Below are 17,856 nucleotides of genomic sequence, written 5' to 3' on the forward strand. Positions count from 1 at the left end.
GCTTAGCCTTGTGCGGGCTTGCCCGCCTTCGCCTCGGGCTTGGCCGCTGCCGGCTTGGCGCCCGGAGCGACCGGCGCGGGCGCGCCCGCCGCCGAAGCCTGCCAACCGCAGCTCTGGCCTTCGTTCTGCTGCTTCAGCCAGGTCTGCAACGGCGCGAAGTATTCGAGCACCGCCGAGGCGTCCATCTTCTCGCCGCCGGTCAGCTCCTTCATGGTCTGCTGCCACGGCTGGCTGGCGCCCTTGCTCAGCATCGCCTGGAACTTCGCGCCGGCGGCCTTGTTGCCGTAGAAGCTGCACTCGTACAGCGGGCCCTTGAAACCGGCCGCGTCGCACAGCGACTTGTAGAACTGGAACTGCAGCACGTGCGAGAGGAAGTAGCGCGTGTAGGGCGTATTGCCCGGCACGTGGTACTTGGCGCCGGCGTCGAAGAACTCTTCGCCGCGCGCCTCGACCGGGGCCACGCCCTGGTACTTGGCCTTCAGTTCCCACCAGGCCTTGTTGTATTCGCCCGGCTTGATCGAGCCGTCGAACACGCCCCAGCGCCAGCGATCGATCATCAGGCCGAACGGCAGGAACGAGACCTTGGCCAGGGCCATGCGCATCTGCGCGTTGATCAGCGACTCGTTGCTCTGCTGCTGGCTGCCGACCAGGCCGATCGACTGCAGGTACTTCGGCGTCATCGCCAGCACGATGGTGTCGCCGATGGCCTCGTGGAAGCCGTCGTGCGCGCCGGTCTGGAACAACGGCGGCTGGTTGTTGTAGGCCAGGTAGTAATAGACGTGGCCGAGCTCGTGGTAGATCGTGGTGAAGTCTTCTTCGTTCGGCTTGATGCACATCTTCGTGCGCACGTCGCCGCCCATGTTCATGTCCCAGGCGCTGGCGTGGCAGACCACGTCGCGGTCGCGCGGTTTGATGAACTGGGTCTTGCTCCAGTAGCTGTCGGGCAGCTTGGGCATGCCGAGCGAGACGTAGAAGTCCTGCGCGCGCTCGGTCATCTGCTTGGCGTTGGCCAGGTTCGCGTCGACTTCGATCTGCGCCTGTTCGTCGGCGGCGCGGTCGCCCGGGTTCTTCGCCGTCTGCAGGTCGAAGTTGTGCTGGTACTGGCGTGCCAGCGCGCCGTTGATGTCGAGGCTGCCGGCCTGCTGTTCGGTGTACGGCGCCAGCACGTCCCACATGTTGCCCCAGTCCTGCTGCCACATATTGCCGAGCAGGTGCGCCGGCAGCATGCCGCCGGTGGTCTCGCCCTTGTCGGCGCCGTACTTGGCTTCCAGACGCGAGCGGGTATAGCAATGCAGTTGTTCGTACAGCGGCTTGACCTGGCCCCAGAGGCGGTCGGTCTCGGCGGCGAGCTCGACCGGGCTCATGTCGTAGCCGGAGCGCCACAGCTCGCCGGTGTCGGCATAGCCCAGGTTGCGCGCGCCTTCGTTGACCAGTTCGACGAAGCGCGTGTAGTCCTTGCGCATCGGCTTGGAGATGGTGTGCCAGCCTTTCCATGCGTCGAGCTGGGCGTCGTAGTCGCGGCTGTTGCGCAGCACGTCTTCGAGATCGCCGAGCTGGCGGCAATCGGTATCGCCGGTGCCGCTGCAATACGTGCCCGAGCCGTACATGCCTTCCATGCGCGTGGCGATCTGGGTCAGCTCGGCCAGCTTGGCCGGGTCTTTCGGCGCCGGCATCGAGGTGCCGATTTTCAGCAACTGGATCGCGCGCGCGCTGGCGGGCGACATCTGCTGGCCTTCGAATTTCTTCGACTGTTCGATCCAGCTGTTGAGCTGGGTCAGGTAGCGCTCGTTGGCCTTGGCCGAGAGCAGCTGGCTGTCGTCGTTGATGTAGGTCGAAGACAACCACTGTGCCGAGGTCATCTCCGGATACATCTTCTTGTATTCGTCGTTGACGCGGGCGATGAACTGGTCGGCGGTCTCGCCTTCCGGCGCGGCGGCGGCCGTGGTGCTGGAGGAGGGGGTGGGGTCTTTCTTGCATCCGGCCAGGCCGATGACGGCCGCAGCGATGCCGAGCGCCAATACGGCGCGAACGTGGTTCATGTGTGCTCTCTCCAGGAAGTGCCGCGCTTTGCGCGCGAGCCAGAAGGCTAGAGGCCGGGTCGGTCCGGCGCAAGCCGGCCACCGCCGGGGCGCCGGGTCGGCTCGCCGGGAGGCCGGGTGAGCGTCTAGCCGGGGCGTGGTTCTGCGCACATTCGGCACACTAGGTGGACTGAAAACGGTTACGAGGGTCTCCGTTCAGATCCGATATTTGACCGATTCAGGCCGTTCAGCCAGTACCGGGTCACGAAATGTGCGTTCGAAGAAGTTATTTTTTCGTTACGTGTAAACGCTTAGATTGTTAAATTTTCGGTATTCATTTAACGCCATGAAACGCAGGCCGGATTTGTGACGATTTCGTTCAGGTTTCGGGACGGCGTTTCCCGGCCAGGTTTCCACCCATGTCACAAAAAGGGATTTGATTTGTGACGCCAAAACGGAAAAAGTGACGCCCAGCGGCAGCCGTTCATCGGCCACGCTTGGGATGGGTGGATCCCATGGGGAATCGTTTTGGCTTCAACAGGAAAGGCATGAAACCTACGATGAGTTCTTCCGACGATAGGCGGTACCGGCCGCTCACGACGACTTCGTCGCAGCGCAACCGGCGCGAAGGTGGCGAATGCCTGTTCACGGCCGATCTAAGTTGGGCGCGCGAAGAAGCGCCGATCGAACCTCCCCACGGCAGCCTCAATCTGAGGCGCGTCGCCATGGCCGCCCTGCTGGCGCTGGCGGTGGTGGGCATCGTAATGATGAATGGCCCGGCCGACGCCGGTCCGGTCCGGCGCGCGGAATCGGCGCTGCCGGCACCGGTCAGCGAAGCCGAGCCCGCGGCGGTCGACGCCGCGCGGACCGCGCAGATTTCGCCGGTCGCGTTCTGAGAACGCGGCCGGCAGGCACTCGGTGGGGGTAAGCGCCTGGAAGGCGCAATCAGGGGAAGGGAAGCTGTAAGAAGACGGAAAGGGTTATGGGGATAGCCCGATCCGCACGGTTTGAATGGCGTCGGCGCCAGGGAGGGCGTCGGTGGCCGCTCGTGATGATCTTCTTTAGCTTTGCTCTCAAGGCCTTTGGCCGCTCCAGGCTGCCTTTGTGTGGGAGCGACGTGAGTCGCGACCGAGGGACGCGCAGAGGCGACAGCGCCGATGGTGCTCATCGAAGCGGCGTGCTTTCGCGGGGGTAGGAGCGGCGCGAGCCGCGACCGCGCTCTTGCGGTCTCGCGGCGCATTGCTCAAGCAAGATCAGGATCAAACGCCAAAAGCTTCCGCCACTAAAGCGGCGGGTTACTTTCTTTTGTCATAAGCAACAAAAGAAAGGTAACCAAAGAAAAATGCTTTTCTTTGAATCAAGGGCCCGCACGAGCGATGCATCCGCGGGGTTTTTTCATACGGGACATCCTTGTCCCGATGAAAAACGGCGCGCATCCCTGCGCGCCGCCCTCCGGGTCTTCTATTGCCTTCGCGAGGGCGGGGCGACGCACAGCAACAGCAAAATCTTTACGGCAACGGCAACCCAGTCTTTGTTGCGGTTGTAGTTGCCGCTGCCGCTGCCGCTGCCGCTGCGGCTGCGGCCGTTGCTGTTGCTGTGAAGAGCTTGGCGAAGCTTTGAGCTTGCGATGCGACCGTAGACCCGGAGGGCGCCGCACAGGACGTGCGGCGTTTTCCGATAAGACAGGGATGTCTTATCGGAAAATCCCGGCGACAGCTTCGCACTCGTGGCCTGTGCCCTTGCAAGGAGAGCCCTTTTCTTTGGTTACCTTTCTTTTGGGCTTAGCAAAAGAAAGTAACCCGGCCGCTTTAGCGGACGGAAGCTTTGCACTTGCTTCAAGGGAACGCCGGAGGCCGGCACGACGTGGTCGCGACTTGCGTCGCTCCTACCCTGGGCTGCGGATGTTCGCGGCGCGAGATTGAAGTCGTGCGGTCGCGGCTCGTGACCGAAGAAAATCCAGTAGGACGCCGCTCTTACCCTGGGCCAGCGAACAATCGCGGCGCGAGATCGGGCTTACACCGCCAGCACGCGCTCCGGCAGCCGCACCAACCCGCGCTCGGCCAACCATTGCCACGAACTCTCGGCATCCTGCTCGACATAGGCGCGCGCCGAGCCCAGGCGGAAGCTGTAGCCCCAGCTGTCCATGTCCTCGAAGATGCGCTCGCGGCTGGCGCCGGGAATGGCATCGCCGAGCAGGCATTGCAGCACGCACACGGCGTCCTCTTCCTCGATCGAATCGGTGGCGTCGGTGTGGATCTGGGCGCGGCGCTCGGGCGGCAGCACGATCAGGTGCGCGGCTTCGTGCAGCAGGGAGTGCAGCGGGGTGTCGCCGCGCGCGTACACGGTGCTGCCGATCAGGCCGGCCTCGGTGTCGCCCCAGTAGCTGCCCGGAATCGGCTCGCCGTCGTCGACGCGCTGCAGGCGCAGGTCGTAGCGCGCGAGCAGGGTGGCGACGTCGTCGAAGGCGAGGTGGGACAGGGTCAGCATGGTGCGGAACGTTTGAGGGTGGGAACGTTGTGAGTCAGGCCATAGCCGGGCAGCCGCCGTAGTCGTCGCGGCGGCGCGCGCAACGGCGCGGCCAGCGAGTGTATGGCCTCGGCCATGCACGTTCGCCGCGATGAGGCGCGCGGCCACGGCATCGGCGCAGCGGCATTGGCGGAGCGGTAGCGGCTGCGCGACGACGGCTTGCACCGTTCGAGCACGCAGCATGGGCAGGTCCGCGGCCGGCAGGCCGGCCGCGTCGGCTCAGGCCTGCGCCGGGTTTTCCGGCAGGGCGACCGAGATGTCCAGGACCTTGTTGTCGCCTTCGCCGATCAGGTCGACCTTGACCGATTCGGCGTCGACGTTGACGTATTTGCGGATTACCTCGAGCAGTTCGCGCTGCAGCATCGGCAGATAGTCGGGGCCGCCCCGTCCGGCACGCTCGTGGGCGACGATGATCCGCAAACGGTCCTTGGCGACCGATGCGGTCTGCTTCTTGGCCAGCAGGAAGTCGAACAGACCCATAAGCTCAGCCTCCGAAGATCTTGCTGAAGAAGCCCTTCTTTTCCACTTGCGTGAAGCGCATCGGTCGGGTGTCGCCGAGCAGGCGGGCGACGGCGTCGTCGTAGGCCTGGGCGGCGTCGGATTCGGTTTCCAGGATCACCGGCTCGCCCTTGTTGGAGGCATTGAGCACGTCGCCGGATTCCGGGATCACGCCGATGGTCTTGAGGCCGAGGATTTCTTCGACGTCGCCGATGCTGAGCATCTCGCCGCCTTCCACGCGCTTGGGGCTGTAGCGGGTCAGCAGCAGGTGCTCCTTGACGCGCTCGCCGTTCTCGGCGCGGCGGGTCTTGGACGACAGCAGGCCCAGGATGCGGTCGGAGTCGCGCACCGAGGAGACTTCCGGATTGACCACGACGACCGCCTGGTCGGCGAAGTACATCGCCAGGAACGCGCCCTTCTCGATGCCGGCCGGGGAGTCGCAGACGATGTAGTCGAAGCCTTCGGCGGAGATGTCCTCGAGGACTTTCTGCACGCCTTCCTTGGTCAGCGCGTCTTTGTCGCGGGTCTGCGACGCGGCCAGGATGTAGAGGTTGTCGAAACGCTTGTCCTTGATCAGCGCCTGCTTGAGGTTGGCTTCGCCGTTGACGACATTGACGAAGTCGTAAACGACGCGGCGTTCGCAGCCCATGATCAGGTCGAGGTTGCGCAGGCCGACGTCGAAGTCGATCACGGCGACCTTGTGGCCGCGACGGGCGAGCCCGCAGGAAAGGCTGGCGCTGGTGGTGGTCTTGCCGACACCGCCCTTGCCCGATGTGACTACGATGATTTCGGTCAAAACTCGTTCCTCCAATGGTGCGGCTTCAATCCAGAGCCGCAATTTTGATTTGTTCGTCTTCCAGCCAGATCTGCACGGCCTTGCCGCGCAATTCCTTCGGGATGTCTTCGAGCACCTTGTAATGGCCCGCGATCGCGACGAGTTCGGCGTGGAACTCGCGACAGAAGATGCGGGCTTTTTCGTTGCCTTGCGCGCCGGCCAGGGCGCGACCGCGCAGCGGGCCGTAGATGTGGACCGAGCCGTCGGCGATGACCTCGGCGCCGGCGCCGACCGTGGTCAGCACGGTCAGGTCGCGGTTGTCGGCATAGATCTGCTGACCCGAGCGCACCGGGGCGGACTGGATCATGCCCACCGAGGCGGCCGGGGCGGCGGCTGCCGGGGCGGCCGCGCGCGCGCGGGCGGGCTCCGGGGCCGGGGCGACCGCCGGGGCCTCGCGACGCGGCGGCGGCGGTGGGGCTTCCGGAGCGGCGCCGTCGGCGCGCTCGTAGGAGGCGCGGAACTTGGCCAGCAGCGGCAGGCCCAGGGCCTGGGCCAGGCGGTCGGTCTCGCTGGTGCCGTAGGCCAGGGCCACCGGCAGCACGCCGGCCGCACGCAGGCCGTCGAGCAGGGCCTGGGCGGTGCCGGCGTCCGGGGTCTGGCTGAGACCGCCGAAATCGATCACCACCGCGGCCCGGCCGAACATGTTCGGGGCACGCTGGACCCGGCTGCGCATCTCCTCGACCAGACGTTCGACGTCGAGGGTGCGGATGCGCAGGTTGGCGATGCCGACCTGGCCGATCTTGAGTTCGCCGGCCTGTTCGTAATCCACGGCCACGTTCACAGGCCGGTCCCGGTCGGACGCGGCGCCTGGGCGGCGACCTGGCCGTGCTGGACCGGGACCCGCGGGCGGGTCAGCCAGCTGGCCTCGGGCAGGGCGTCGCCATAGGTCTCGCGGACCCAGGCATAGCTGCACAGCGGCTTCATGAGCATGGCCGCGCGTACGCCGGCCTCTTCCATGACGTGCTGGCCGACCTCGCGGAAGCCGAAGCTGCCGTGGAACAGCAGGGCCGGGTCGTTGCCGCCTTCGAGGAAGACCTCGCAGGCCAGCTGCGGATAGCGCAGTTCGGCGTAGCTCTGGGCGTCGGCATAAAAGGCGCGGCCGACACCGCCGCCACGGCGCCGGCTGGCGACGACGATACGGTCGATATAGAAGAAGTCCGGATAACGCTCGCGAAACCAGCGGAAATTGCTGCTGTCGTGGTCGCTGCGGGCACCGATGCCGATAAGGAATCCGGCCAGGGTGCCGTCACGTTCGGCGACGCGGAAATATTCGGCGGTGTCGAAAAAATGACGCAGACGGGCCGCATCCAGCGGCAGGATCGCGGGCCCGGCGGCATTGTTGAGGGCAAGGACGGAATCCAGCTCGTGCTCTCGCACGTCGCGGACAACGATCGACATTCCACGCTCCAAGTATTCAAAAGCCGGCACGCGTTCCGTGTCGGCGTCCCGATTATCGCATGGCGGTCGCTCCCGGGGCGAACGCCAAGTGCATGACTTCTGGACGGCTCCGACGCGTGCCCCATACCGTTAGCATGCATTCATGCTGGCTCGCCTGACCCATACCCGATTACTACGTTACGCCGGCCTGTTCACTTGGGGCCTGGTCGGCTCCTGGCTGTTGTCGATCTGGCTCGACCCGGATTATTTCCAGCCCGGCCACGGCGAACCGGTGGCCGGCCTGTATTTGCAGATTTTGCGCTGGGTCGCGGTTTACGCCACTTTCGGTGCGGTCTACTGGTGGATAACCCGCTCGCTGGGCGAGCGCCGCACCGGCCTGCTCGATTACCTGCAATTGCTGGTGTTGGGCGGGTGCGCGATCGGTATCAGCTATTACTCCGGCACCGGCCTGGGCAGTGTGCTGCTGATGGTCCTGGCCGGGCTGCTGCCGTGGATGGTGCCGCTGCGGGTCGGTGTGATCGGGCTGATGGTCCTCAACCTGGTCATCATCCCGGTGTTCATCGAGGCGGTGCAGATGCCGCCCTTGCTGGCGGTGCTGCAATCGCTGCTGTACACCGGTTTTTCCGGTTTCGTGTTCCTGACCGCCCTGGTCGCCAAGCAGCAGACCCAGGCCCGCGAAGACCAGCGCCGGCTCAACGCCGAGCTGCGCGCGACCCGCGCCCTGCTGGCCGAGAGCGCGCGCATCAACGAGCGCACCCGCATCTCGCGCGAGTTGCACGACCTGCTGGGCCACCACCTGACCGCGCTGAGCCTGAACCTGGAAGTCGCCGGCCACCTCTCGGAAGGGCGGGTCAAGGAGCACGTCCAGCAGGCGCATACTCTGGCCAGGCTGCTGCTGACCGACGTGCGCGAGGCGGTGAGCCAGTTGCGCGAGAACGGCGCGATCGACCTGGCCCTGGCCTTGCGCCCGCTCGCCGAAAACGTACCGGCGCTGGATATCCGCATGGAGATCGAGACGCCGCTGACCCTCGACGACCCGGAGCGCGCCCACGTGCTGTTGCGTTGCACCCAGGAGATTGTCACCAACACCGTGCGCCATGCCGGCGCTCAGCATCTGTGGATCGACGTACGCCGCAGCGGCGACGACATCGTCATGAGCGCGCGCGACGACGGTCGCGGCGCCGATCACCTGGTCACCGGCAACGGCTTGCGCGGCATGCGCGAGCGTTTGCAGCAGTACGGCGGCCGGCTCAGCATCGAAACCCGTGCGGATGCCGGCTTCTGCCTGCAACTGACTCTGCCCGCCACCGCGGCCGCCATGGCCCGCGAAGGAGCTTTGACATGATTCCCAACCCCATCCGCGTGCTGCTGGTCGACGACCAGACCCTGGTCCGCCAGGGCGTGCGCTCTCTGCTGGCCCTGGCCGAGGGTATCGAGGTCGTGGCCGAGGCCGGCGACGGCCGTCAGGCCGTCGAGATCATCCCGACCGTGCGTCCGGACGTGGTCCTGATGGACATGCGCATGCCGGTGATGTCCGGCCTGGAGGCGCTGCAGGCCCTGGCGCGCTCGGGCTATCTGCCGCCGACCATCATCCTGACCACCTTCGACGACGACCAACTGGTTCTGGCCGGGCTCAAGGCCGGCGCCAAGGGCTATCTGCTCAAGGACGTGTCGCTGGAACAACTGGTCGGCGCGATCCAGGCCGTGGCCGACGGCGGTTCGCTGGTTCAGCCGGCAGTAACCCAGCGCCTGCTGTCGGGCCTGGAGCACATGCGCAACGATTTCGTCAGCCTGGACCGGCCCGACCCGCTGACCGAGCGCGAGACCGAGATCCTGCGGTTGATGGCCGGCGGCTTCTCCAACAAGGAAATCGCCAATTCGCTGGGCGTGGCCGAAGGCACGATCAAGAACCACGTCTCCAACATTCTGTCGAAGCTCGGCGTGCGCGACCGCACCCGCGCGGTGCTCAAGGCCTTCGAACTGCAGTTGGTCTGAGCATCGGCACCGCGACCCCGCGCAGTCGTTGCGCGCGAGGGCCTTCGGCGCGATCGACGCGCGCCGCGCCGGCCCCGGACGGTGCGTCGGCGTGGCGTGCGATTGACTGCAGTTGCGCATCGGCGAAGCGGCGAGGGGCGGGGCATACCCACGCGAATGTGGCGGCTTGGCGGCGAAAAGCCGGCTGTTTCCAGGTTTTTCGCCGCGCATTGCCTGGTCCGGCTCGGCCCCGGGCCCGCGCCCGGCGCCGTGCAGGATGCGGCCCGTCGATTTTCTTGCCTGTGATGGCTGCCCTTGCCGGGATTTATCTTGCTACGATTGTGGGTCTGCGCCCCGGCCCGATCCGGGCCCGGCCCTGGAGAACCTGAATGACCCGTCTGATCGAGATTTTGATTTCACTGGCGATCGTCGCCGTGCTGTTTCTGGTTGTCGGCGTGGTTTTGCCGTCGAGCCGCCATCTGTCGCACTCGGTTGAGACCAACCGCAAGCTGACCATCGTGTTCGACACGTTGAACAGCGTGCGTCGCTTCAAGGATTGGAACCCGCTGGTGCTGCGCGACCCGGCCATGGAGGTCAAGCTGACCGGCAAGGATGAGGGCGTGGGCGCCCGCCTGGAGTACTCGTCCAAGGAACGCGGCCTGGGCAAGGGCAGCTGGGAAATCGTCAGCAGCGAGCCGGGCAAGTCGGTCGGCTACAAGATCGTCAACGAGGAGCGCGGCGACAACAAGCGCACCGAGTTCAAACTGCGTCCGACCGGCAAGAACAACCGTAACGTCGAGATCACCCAGACTTACGACGTCGACTACGGCTGGAACCTGCTCGGCCGTTACTCCGGCATGTACGTCAGCAGCAACGTCGGCGAAGACATCAAGATGGGTCTGGCGCGCCTGAGCAACATGCTGGCGACCGTCCCGAACTACGACTATTCGAAGCTGTCCGAAGTCGACCCGGCCAACGCGCCGAAGGTCCTCGACCGTCCGGCCGAGAACGTGCTCAGCGTGACCGCCGCGGTCGCGCGCGACAACGAGAAGATCAAGTCGCAGATCCACTCCAATATGGAATGGATCAAGAAGGTCATCGCCGCCAACGGCCTCGAAGCGGTCGGTCCGATCCGCGTCGTGACCAACGAGTTCGGCAGCGAGACCTATTCGTTCGACGTGGTGCAGGTGGTGCGCAAGATCGGCGACACCAGCACCGAAGCGAGCAAGCTCGACGTCAAGATCGAAGGCGCAGGCAACCCGGTCAAGGCCGAGCTGCTGCCGGCCAGCAAGGTCGTCGTCGCCACGAGCGGCGGCCACAACATGGCCGCGCTGGCTCCGGTCCGCGACGCCGTCCGCGCCTGGGCGCTGACCCGCGGCTACACCACGACCGAGCGTCCGTACGAAGTCTGGAAGGCCGGCATCGACCAGAGCTTCGACCCGGCCCTGGGCCAGTTCGACGTGTACTGGCCGATCAAGTAATACCGAGCACGGTGTCCGCTGCGGCGGGCCTGCGATCGACGAAAACGCGCCGCGGTTTCCGCGGCGCGTTTTTTTGTGGGCGCTTTATCGTTGGGCGAGCCTTGGCTCAGGGGTATGAGCGGCGTCCCACAGGGATTTCCTCCGGTCACGAGCCACCATCGCGAATCTCAGGTAGCGTTGCATCTTTCGTAGATGTGTTGTCTCAACATCAGTCGTTGCCGTGATTTTGATCTGCTTTTCCGCTGTACCGGTCAAATGGAGACCCGGAGGGCGGCGCACAGGACGTGCGCCGTTTTCCGATAAGACAGGGACGTCTTATCGGAAAATCCCGGCGCAAGCTACGAACTCGTGGCCTGTGCCCTTGCAAGGAAAGCCCTTTTCTTTGGTTAGCTTTCTTTTGGGCTTAGCAAAAGAAAGTAACCCGGCCGCGTTAGCGGACGGAAGCTCTGCTCTTGCTTGACCGATAGGGCGAGATCGGTCGCGACTTACGTCGCTCCTACAGGGGTGACAGCTCTGCACTCGTTTGGGGTTTTCAGAAGCAAGATCAAACGCTAAGAGCTTCCGCCACTAAAGCGGCGGGTAACTTTCTTTTGTCTAAAGCAACAAAAGAAAGTCACCAAAGAAAAGTGCTTTTGCTTTGAATCACAGGCCCGCACGAGCGATGCCGACGCAGGGATTTTTCATACGGGACATCCCTGTCCCGATGAAAAACGGCCCGCATCCATGCGGGCCGCCCTCTGGGTCTTCGACTGCCTTCGCTAGTGCGAAGCTACGCACAGCCGAAGCAAAGCAACGGCAACGCGCCCGCGTCGGATACGAACACAGCCGACTCAGCATGGCCGAGCCCACTCCGACGATCCCCCATCCGCAACATCCGCATAGCCACGCCCGCGCCGCCACCGGGCTTGGCTGCTATCGTGCTCATCCGGCGGCGCAGGCTTGGCGCCTGTCGCCCGGCACTGAGGTTCCCGAACGCATGAATTCTTCCTCGCGCGAACTTTCTTCATCGGCATCCGCACCAGGCGGAGCGCGTGCGCTGGCCGCGGCCGGTGCGGTGCTGGCCGCTCTGGCGGTGGCCTTGTCGGCCTATGCCGCGCACGTCGCCGATCCGGCGGCGCAATCGCGATTGCAGACGGCGGCGGTGTTCGCTTTCGGGCACGGCGTGGCCCTGGCCGCGTTGGCGCCGATCGCTCGGCGTACGCTGGCACGGGTCGCTCTGCTGGCCTTGCTCGTCGGCGTGCTGGTGTTTTCCGGCGGACTGGCGGCGGCATATTTCTTCGGCGCTTCGACCCGTCTGCTGCCCTACGGCGGCAGCCTGATGATCCTGGCGTGGCTGGTCTACGCCGCCGATGCGCTGAGACGTTGAGATGCCGCGACATGTCCGGGGGTTCGACGCCGAGGCCGCGCACGCTTATCTGAGCAAGCGCGATCGCAAGCTCGGCGCATGGATGAAGAAGGTCGATCGGCTGGAGAACGGTCCGATCCCGACCGATCCGCGTTGGCGCCAGCGCTTCGACCCGGTCGATGCGCTGGCGCGGGCGATCCTGTTCCAGCAGCTCAGCGGCAAGGCCGCCTCGACCATCGTCGGCCGGGTCGAAGCGGCGATCGGAAGCGACCGCCTGCATTACGACACCCTCGGCCGTTGCGACGACGCGGCGCTGCGCGCCTGCGGCGTATCCGGCAACAAGCTGCTCGCGCTGCGCGATCTGTCGGCACGCGAATCGCGCGGCGAGATCCCGGACCTGCGACGCATGGCGACGATGGACAACGAAGCCATCATCGCCGCGCTCGTGCCGATCCGCGGCATCGGCCGTTGGACGGTCGAGATGATGCTGATGTTCCGCCTCGGCCGCCCCGACATCCTGCCGATCGACGACCTGGGCATCCGCAAGGGCGCGCAGCGCGTCGACAAGCTCGACGAGATGCCGCCGCCGAAGGCCTTGGCCGAACTCGGCGAACGCTGGGGGCCGTATCGCAGTTATGCCAGCCTGTACCTGTGGCGGATCGCGGATTTTTCCGAAGTCGCCAAGCCCAGGACCAATCGCTCGCAGGATTGAGCGCGCGCCGACTCTGGGCATTGTCGATGTCCCGCACGGCGATGGCCGTCTTTCATCGCTGACTTGCAGCGGCGTGCGGATTATTTCGCGTCGTAACGCCAGTGCCACGGCTCGTAGACGATGCCGTGCGGGTTGTCGCGCGGATAGCTCATGACGTAGCCGTAGCCGCCGGCGTTGTCGCGCAGCCAGGCGAAGGAGGGGGTGTGCTCGAAGGATTCTTCGGCCGGCGGCTCGCCGGGGGTGCCGATGTCGAGGGCGAGGCCGCTGTGGTGTTCGCTGTAGCCCGGTGCGGCGTTGACGGTGAGGATTTCGTCCACGCCGAGGCCGCGCGCGAGCTTGCGCTCGAAAATGCCGAGTTGGTAATGGTGGCTGCGATAGCCGGAGATGGCATCGAGGACGATGCCGTCGTGCACGGCGGCCTGGCGCAGGTGGCTCCATGCGCGCGCGGCGCCGGGATGCAGCCACAGCGGCCGGCGGAAGCGGTCGACGCCGGCGTAGGCGAGGCGGTCGGGTTCGGCGATCAGGCCCAGGCCGGTTCGCGCTTCGTAGCCGTCGCAGTCCAGGCCGAGCGCGGACAGCCGCTCCTCGATCCGATCCAGCGGCAGCTCGTGGATTCGCAGCAGTCCCTCGCGGCGGTATTCGACGATGGCGTCGAGCGCATCGAGGGCGTGGCCGATGCCGTCTTCGTGGATCAGCCGGTGGACCAGCGGCAACAGGCCTTCGGGCAGGTCGGCGGCGAGGAAGCGGCCGTCGCGCTTGCGCCGCAACACGTGCCGCGCGCGCGACAGCGCGCGGGCGTCGTGGTTGCTGCGCGCGCGCAGCAGACCGCCCGGCCAGAGTTCGATCTCGGGCGTGTTGATCAGAAGGTGGCCGTGGCCGCGCATGCGCTCAGATTAGCCGGCGAGGGCGCGTCGCGCCACGTTCGCGGGTGGCGCTGGGGCATGGTGCCGTCAGGCCGGCTGCTTGAAATACAGGCGGGTGCCGAGAATGCTCGGGTCGTGCTCGACCGACACCAGTTCCCAGCCCTGTTCGCCGCGTTTGTCGAGTTCTTCCTGGATGCGTTGCCGCATCGGCGACTCGAACAATTGATAGGTCAGCTCGACGACTTGATGTTTCCACTTCTGGGTCATGGGTCTTCCTCGGGAGTCGGGGTGTCCTGGCGCGGCAGCCGCCCATTCTTGCGCAGGGCGTCGCGCAGGACATATTCGATCTGGGCGTTGAGCGAACGCAACTCGTCGTCGGCCCAGCGCTGCACGGCGGCGAGCACCTCGGCATTGATGCGCAGCGGATAGGCCTTCTTGTCGCTCACCGCCGGCGCGTCCCTTCGCCGCCGCCGGGGCGGTCGCGATAGCTGCGGCGGGCAGCGCCGATCGCGAGGATCAAGGCGACGGCGAGGCCGTTGACCGCCAGCAACAGGGCGACCACGACCAGAGCGATGCGGCCTTCGTTGTCGCCGGCCCAGTAGAAGCCGGCGCCGCCGAGCAGCATGGCCACGCCGGTGGTCGCCAGCAGGCGGGCGAGTTTCGCCGCGGTGCGGGCCGGGTCGGGCAGGCGCGAGGCGTCCAGGCCATTGATCAGGTGCAGGTTGCCGCGCGCGACCAGCACCGCCGAAACCAGGATCGGTACGGCGCTGACCGCCATCGCGATGGGGACGAGGTAGTCGTGGAGGGTCATCGCAGCCTGCTCAGTACAAGCTGCCGGCGTTGACGATCGGCTGCGCGCCGCGGTCGCCGCACAGCACCACCAACAGGTTGCTGACCATGTGCGCCTTGCGCTCTTCGTCCAGCTGCACGACGCCGTTTTTCTGCAGTTCGGCCAGGGCCATTTCGACCATGCCGACCGCGCCGGCGACGATGCGCGTGCGCGCGGCGATCACCGCGTTGGCCTGCTGGCGTTGCAGCATGGCGTGGGCGATCTCGGGCGCGTAGGCGAGGTGGCTGATGCGCGCATCGATCACGTTGACGCCGGCGTCGGCGAGGCGGTCCTGCAGTTCCTGCTGCAGGTGCAGGGATATCTCGGCGGCATGGCTGCGCAGCGACAACTGGCCGTCTTCGTGCTGGTCGTAGGGGTAGCTGGTGGCCATCGCGCGCAGCGCCGACTCGGACTGGATGTGCACGAAGGTTTCGTAATCGTCGACGTTGTAAACCGCTTCGGCCGAATCGACCACCTGCCAGACGATCACCGCGGCGATCTCGATCGGGCTGCCGTCGAGCTCGTTGACCTTGAGCTTGCCGCTTTCGAAGTTGCGGATGCGCTGGCTGACCTTGCGCTTGGCGTAGAGCGGGTTGTTCCAGCGCAGGCCGTTGTCCTTGACCGTGCCGACGTATTTGCCGAACAGGCTCAGCACCGCGGCCTGGTTGGGCTCGATCTTGTACAGGCCGGACAGGCCGAAGAAGGCGAGGGCGCCGGCCAGGATCGCGACGATCACGCTGGCCCCGCTTTCGCTGGCGACGCCGCCGAGGAAGGCATAGGCGCCGACCGCGCCGAGGCCGAGGCAGCCCAGCAGGACCGGAATGCCTGAGAGGGATTGGGTGGGGTTCTCTTTCATGGCGTCCGTCTCGCTCGTTGTCCAAACATATTGATATCAGACTGATATCAAATCTGGAATGTCCGGCCGTCGGAAAGGGCGATACGGGCCCGGCAGGCAGGGCGGAGCCGTTTGGATCGACGAGGGCGGGCGGAATCGCGGCCACGGCCACGCCAGGGAAACGCCCGGTACCCGTAGCGCGGTGCGAACGCCCTCAGGGCGTGATCCGGTACAGCGGCGCCGGGATGAACTCGCCGGTGGCGTAGAGGCTGCGGCCGTCGGCCGACCAACCCAAGGCCTCGGCCTGCGGCAGCCAGGGCAAGTCGCTGACCCGAGGCTGGCCGGCGACGGCCCGGGCCCAGCTCTGGCGCGGCTGGCGCGGGTATAGCAACAGGTAACGGTAGGTCATCACCGCCAGGGTGTTGCCGTCGGGGGAGATATCGGCGGCGGTGACCTGGCCCTGCAGCTTGGCCCGGGTCGGGTTGCTGCGGCGCAGTTGCGCATCGGGTTCGGGGATGCCGGCCAGGCCGCCGAGCCGGGTTGCCGTCTGCAGGGCGTTGCCGGCCGGCATCAACGGTAGCGAGAACAGCTCCGGCGGCTGGCGCTTCTTGGAGATCAACAGGATCTGCTTGCGCGCGATGTCGACTGCCACCGCCTCGCAATCGCGGGCGCCGTCGGGCCAGCGGAAAGCGATCGACCAGGCCGGCTTGAGGCGCGCGTTCTCGATCTTCGCCGGCTCCTCGATCACATGCAGTTGCAGGCTGCGGCGCAGGCCGCCGTTGTCGCCGGTGTCGGCGATCAGCAGGTACTGGCGGCCGTCGAGTTCGAAGGCGGCGATGTCTTCCCAGTCGGTCTTGGTGACGCCTTCGATGCGCAGGGTTGCCAGCCGGTCGCCGTTGTCGGCGACCGCGAACAGGCGCTCGGGATTGCCGCCGTCGTCGTGCATCCACAGCACGCCGGGATGGCGGCGCGAGGCGGCCAGGCCGCTGATCTCCGACAACTGCGGGTCGAGCATCATGCCGGCGAGTTGGCTGCTGCCGTGCGGCGGCGCTTCGGGCTCGCCGGTGCACGCCGCGAGCAGCGCCGCCGCCAGCAGCAGCGCCAGCCGCCGCGCCGCACGGGGGCGGCGGGCGTGGCTGGACTGCGGTGCGGGGGCGACGGCGCGCGACGCGGGCCGAGGACGGGCGAAGGGCATGGCCACAGCATCGCATGGGCGATGCGCGCCGCCATAGTCCGGCGCCGCGCCGATGGCCCGGAAAGTTAGACTAGGCTCATCCACCCCATGGTTTTACGAGGATTCCGCATGACCACGCTCGGCACGCCGCTGTCCCCGCACGCTTTCCGCGTGCTCCTGCTCGGTTCGGGCGAACTCGGCAAGGAAGTGGCGATCGAACTGCAGCGGTTCGGGGTCGAGGTGATCGCGGCCGACCGTTATGCGAACGCGCCGGCGATGCAGGTCGCCCATCGCAGCCACGTGCTCGACATGCTCGACGGCCAGGCCATCCGCGCCTTGATCGCGGCCGAACGGCCGCAATTGATCGTGCCGGAGATCGAGGCCATCCATACCCAGACCCTGGTCGAGCTGGAGCAGGAATTCGCCGCGCGCGGCAGCGACACGCGGATCATCCCGACCGCGCGCGCGGCGCGTTTGACCATGGACCGCGAAGGCATCCGCCGCCTGGCCGCCGAGACCCTGCAACTGCCGACTTCGCCCTACCGCTTCGTCGACACCGCCGAAGACTATCGCGCCGCGGTCGCTGAGCTCGGCCTGCCGTGCGTGATCAAGCCGGTGATGTCGTCCTCGGGCAAGGGCCAGAGCCTGGTGCGCAGCGCCGACGCCGTCGACGCCGCCTGGGACTACGCCCAGACCGGCGGCCGCGCCGGTGCAGGCCGGGTCATCGTCGAAGGCTTCATCGACTTCGAATACGAGATCACCTTGCTGACCGTGCGCCATGCCGCCGGCACCACCTTCTGCGCGCCGATCGGCCACCTGCAGCGCGACGGGGACTACCGCGAAAGCTGGCAGCCGCAGGCGATGGCGCCGGTGGCGCTGGCGCGGGCGCAGGAGATCGCCCGCACCATTACCGACGACCTCGGCGGCTACGGCGTGTTCGGCGTCGAGTTGTTCGTCAAGGGCGACGAGGTGTGGTTCAGCGAAGTCTCGCCGCGCCCGCACGACACCGGCCTGGTCACCTTGATCTCGCAGGATCTCAGCGAGTTCGCCTTGCATGCGCGGGCGATCCTCGGCCTGCCGATCCCGACCATCCGCGAGTTCGGCGCCTCGGCTTCGTGCGCGGTGCTCGCCCAGGGCCACGGTGTGCCGGTGTTTTCCGGCGTCGACGCCGCATTGGGCCAGGTCGATACCCAACTGCGTTTGTTCGGCAAGCCGCGCGTCGAAGGCCAGCGCCGGGTCGCGGTGACGCTCGCGCTCGGCCAGGACGTCGACGAAGCGCGTGCGAAGGCGCGCGAGGCCGCCGCGCAACTGCAGGTCGAATTGCGCTGATCGTCGCGCGCGCTCACGATCGTCGGATCGGCGCCGCTG

19 protein-coding genes are annotated in these 17,856 nt (G+C 66.4%); 7 read left to right on the top strand and 12 right to left on the bottom strand.

The window, feature by feature from the left end:
• Nucleotides 1–2 precede the first annotated feature (2 nt).
• Nucleotides 3–2,039 carry a M2 family metallopeptidase gene (locus LC490_RS21885; protein WP_031373092.1) on the bottom strand — a complete coding sequence of 679 codons (2,037 nt, stop codon included), beginning with the start codon at nucleotides 2,037–2,039 and terminating at the stop codon, nucleotides 3–5.
• Nucleotides 2,040–2,578: 539 nt separating this feature from the next.
• Here LC490_RS21885 and LC490_RS21890 point away from each other — a divergent pair.
• Entirely contained in the window at nucleotides 2,579–2,914 is a 336-nt protein-coding gene (locus LC490_RS21890) for a hypothetical protein (protein WP_031373093.1), read from the top strand.
• 1,117 nt (nucleotides 2,915–4,031) lie between these two features.
• Here the strand turns inward: LC490_RS21890 and LC490_RS21895 are convergent.
• The 5 genes from LC490_RS21895 to LC490_RS21915 form a co-directional block, all read right to left on the bottom strand.
• Nucleotides 4,032–4,505: a hypothetical protein gene (locus LC490_RS21895; RefSeq protein ID WP_223621619.1), complete on the bottom strand. Its 474-nt coding sequence runs from the start codon at nucleotides 4,503–4,505 to the stop codon at nucleotides 4,032–4,034.
• Between the two features lie 258 nt (nucleotides 4,506–4,763).
• Nucleotides 4,764–5,024: a cell division topological specificity factor MinE gene (gene minE, locus LC490_RS21900; RefSeq protein WP_031374141.1), complete on the bottom strand. Its 261-nt coding sequence runs from the start codon at nucleotides 5,022–5,024 to the stop codon at nucleotides 4,764–4,766.
• A gap of 4 nt (nucleotides 5,025–5,028) precedes the next feature.
• Complete coding sequence (gene minD / locus LC490_RS21905) at nucleotides 5,029–5,838, bottom strand: septum site-determining protein MinD (protein ID WP_031374140.1); 810 nt, start codon at nucleotides 5,836–5,838, stop codon at nucleotides 5,029–5,031.
• 25 nt (nucleotides 5,839–5,863) lie between these two features.
• Nucleotides 5,864–6,652, bottom strand: coding sequence for a septum site-determining protein MinC (gene minC, locus LC490_RS21910; protein WP_031374139.1), 789 nt, complete (start codon nucleotides 6,650–6,652; stop codon nucleotides 5,864–5,866).
• Between the two features lie 2 nt (nucleotides 6,653–6,654).
• The gene (locus LC490_RS21915) at nucleotides 6,655–7,275 is read right to left on the bottom strand and encodes a GNAT family N-acetyltransferase (RefSeq protein ID WP_031374138.1); all 621 of its coding nucleotides are present in this window, start codon (nucleotides 7,273–7,275) and stop codon (nucleotides 6,655–6,657) included.
• 142 nt (nucleotides 7,276–7,417) lie between these two features.
• On the opposite strand from LC490_RS21915, the gene LC490_RS21920 reads away from it, so the two are divergent.
• The 5 genes from LC490_RS21920 to LC490_RS21940 all read left to right on the top strand — a co-directional run bounded on the left by LC490_RS21920 (nucleotide 7,418) and on the right by LC490_RS21940 (nucleotide 12,787).
• Nucleotides 7,418–8,620, top strand: a complete 1,203-nt coding sequence (locus LC490_RS21920; protein ID WP_031374137.1) for a sensor histidine kinase — start codon at nucleotides 7,418–7,420, stop codon at nucleotides 8,618–8,620.
• Nucleotides 8,617–9,270: a response regulator transcription factor gene (locus LC490_RS21925; protein WP_031374136.1), complete on the top strand. Its 654-nt coding sequence runs from the start codon at nucleotides 8,617–8,619 to the stop codon at nucleotides 9,268–9,270. The genes LC490_RS21920 and LC490_RS21925 overlap by 4 nt, the downstream gene beginning before the upstream one ends.
• 368 nt (nucleotides 9,271–9,638) lie before the next feature.
• Nucleotides 9,639–10,730: an SRPBCC family protein gene (locus tag LC490_RS21930; protein WP_031374135.1), complete on the top strand. Its 1,092-nt coding sequence runs from the start codon at nucleotides 9,639–9,641 to the stop codon at nucleotides 10,728–10,730.
• A 976-nt stretch (nucleotides 10,731–11,706) separates the two neighbouring features.
• Entirely contained in the window at nucleotides 11,707–12,096 is a 390-nt protein-coding gene (locus LC490_RS21935) for a DUF423 domain-containing protein (protein WP_223621620.1), read from the top strand.
• 1 nt (nucleotide 12,097) lies between these two features.
• A complete protein-coding gene (locus LC490_RS21940; RefSeq protein WP_223621621.1) occupies nucleotides 12,098–12,787 on the top strand; it encodes a DNA-3-methyladenine glycosylase in 690 nt (229 codons plus the stop codon).
• Nucleotides 12,788–12,867: 80 nt separating this feature from the next.
• Here the strand turns inward: LC490_RS21940 and LC490_RS21945 are convergent, their stop codons facing one another.
• From LC490_RS21945 to LC490_RS21970, 6 genes are all read right to left on the bottom strand, one after another.
• Entirely contained in the window at nucleotides 12,868–13,671 is an 804-nt protein-coding gene (locus LC490_RS21945; RefSeq protein WP_223621622.1) for a M15 family metallopeptidase, read from the bottom strand.
• 66 nt (nucleotides 13,672–13,737) lie between these two features.
• Nucleotides 13,738–13,917, bottom strand: a complete 180-nt coding sequence (locus LC490_RS21950; RefSeq protein ID WP_223621623.1) for a hypothetical protein — start codon at nucleotides 13,915–13,917, stop codon at nucleotides 13,738–13,740.
• Nucleotides 13,914–14,096, bottom strand: a complete 183-nt coding sequence (locus tag LC490_RS21955) for an Arc family DNA-binding protein (protein WP_223621624.1) — start codon at nucleotides 14,094–14,096, stop codon at nucleotides 13,914–13,916. Before LC490_RS21955 ends, LC490_RS21950 begins: the two co-directional genes overlap by 4 nt.
• Entirely contained in the window at nucleotides 14,093–14,461 is a 369-nt protein-coding gene (locus LC490_RS21960; protein WP_223621625.1) for a hypothetical protein, read from the bottom strand. Before LC490_RS21960 ends, LC490_RS21955 begins: the two co-directional genes overlap by 4 nt.
• Nucleotides 14,462–14,471: 10 nt before the next feature.
• On the bottom strand, nucleotides 14,472–15,335 hold the full coding sequence (locus LC490_RS21965; RefSeq protein ID WP_223621626.1) for an SPFH domain-containing protein: 864 nt from the start codon (nucleotides 15,333–15,335) through the stop codon (nucleotides 14,472–14,474).
• Between the two features lie 193 nt (nucleotides 15,336–15,528).
• Complete coding sequence (locus LC490_RS21970; protein ID WP_223621627.1) at nucleotides 15,529–16,509, bottom strand: hypothetical protein; 981 nt, start codon at nucleotides 16,507–16,509, stop codon at nucleotides 15,529–15,531.
• 108 nt (nucleotides 16,510–16,617) lie between these two features.
• On the opposite strand from LC490_RS21970, the gene purT reads away from it, so the two are divergent.
• On the top strand, nucleotides 16,618–17,817 hold the full coding sequence (gene purT / locus LC490_RS21975) for a formate-dependent phosphoribosylglycinamide formyltransferase (RefSeq protein ID WP_223621628.1): 1,200 nt from the start codon (nucleotides 16,618–16,620) through the stop codon (nucleotides 17,815–17,817).
• Nucleotides 17,818–17,856: the final 39 nt, after the last annotated feature.

The sequence above is a fragment of the Lysobacter sp. ESA13C genome (assembly GCF_019970005.1).
GTDB lineage: Bacteria > Pseudomonadota > Gammaproteobacteria > Xanthomonadales > Xanthomonadaceae > Lysobacter > Lysobacter antibioticus_B.

What these genes read in the sequence shown, in the direction of transcription:
- LC490_RS21885 (WP_031373092.1), bottom strand. Translation starts at nt 2,039, where the DNA reads ATGAACCACGTTCGCGCCGTATTGGCGCTCGGCATCGCTGCGGCCGTC.
- LC490_RS21890 (WP_031373093.1), top strand. Translation starts at nt 2,579, where the DNA reads ATGAGTTCTTCCGACGATAGGCGGTACCGGCCGCTCACGACGACTTCG.
- LC490_RS21895 (WP_223621619.1), bottom strand. Translation starts at nt 4,505, where the DNA reads ATGCTGACCCTGTCCCACCTCGCCTTCGACGACGTCGCCACCCTGCTC.
- minE (WP_031374141.1), bottom strand. Translation starts at nt 5,024, where the DNA reads ATGGGTCTGTTCGACTTCCTGCTGGCCAAGAAGCAGACCGCATCGGTC.
- LC490_RS21915 (WP_031374138.1), bottom strand. Translation starts at nt 7,275, where the DNA reads ATGTCGATCGTTGTCCGCGACGTGCGAGAGCACGAGCTGGATTCCGTC.
- LC490_RS21920 (WP_031374137.1), top strand. Translation starts at nt 7,418, where the DNA reads ATGCTGGCTCGCCTGACCCATACCCGATTACTACGTTACGCCGGCCTG.
- LC490_RS21925 (WP_031374136.1), top strand. Translation starts at nt 8,617, where the DNA reads ATGATTCCCAACCCCATCCGCGTGCTGCTGGTCGACGACCAGACCCTG.
- LC490_RS21930 (WP_031374135.1), top strand. Translation starts at nt 9,639, where the DNA reads ATGACCCGTCTGATCGAGATTTTGATTTCACTGGCGATCGTCGCCGTG.
- LC490_RS21935 (WP_223621620.1), top strand. Translation starts at nt 11,707, where the DNA reads ATGAATTCTTCCTCGCGCGAACTTTCTTCATCGGCATCCGCACCAGGC.
- LC490_RS21940 (WP_223621621.1), top strand. Translation starts at nt 12,098, where the DNA reads ATGCCGCGACATGTCCGGGGGTTCGACGCCGAGGCCGCGCACGCTTAT.
- LC490_RS21945 (WP_223621622.1), bottom strand. Translation starts at nt 13,671, where the DNA reads ATGCGCGGCCACGGCCACCTTCTGATCAACACGCCCGAGATCGAACTC.
- LC490_RS21950 (WP_223621623.1), bottom strand. Translation starts at nt 13,917, where the DNA reads ATGACCCAGAAGTGGAAACATCAAGTCGTCGAGCTGACCTATCAATTG.
- LC490_RS21960 (WP_223621625.1), bottom strand. Translation starts at nt 14,461, where the DNA reads ATGACCCTCCACGACTACCTCGTCCCCATCGCGATGGCGGTCAGCGCC.
- LC490_RS21965 (WP_223621626.1), bottom strand. Translation starts at nt 15,335, where the DNA reads ATGAAAGAGAACCCCACCCAATCCCTCTCAGGCATTCCGGTCCTGCTG.
- LC490_RS21970 (WP_223621627.1), bottom strand. Translation starts at nt 16,509, where the DNA reads ATGCCCTTCGCCCGTCCTCGGCCCGCGTCGCGCGCCGTCGCCCCCGCA.
- purT (WP_223621628.1), top strand. Translation starts at nt 16,618, where the DNA reads ATGACCACGCTCGGCACGCCGCTGTCCCCGCACGCTTTCCGCGTGCTC.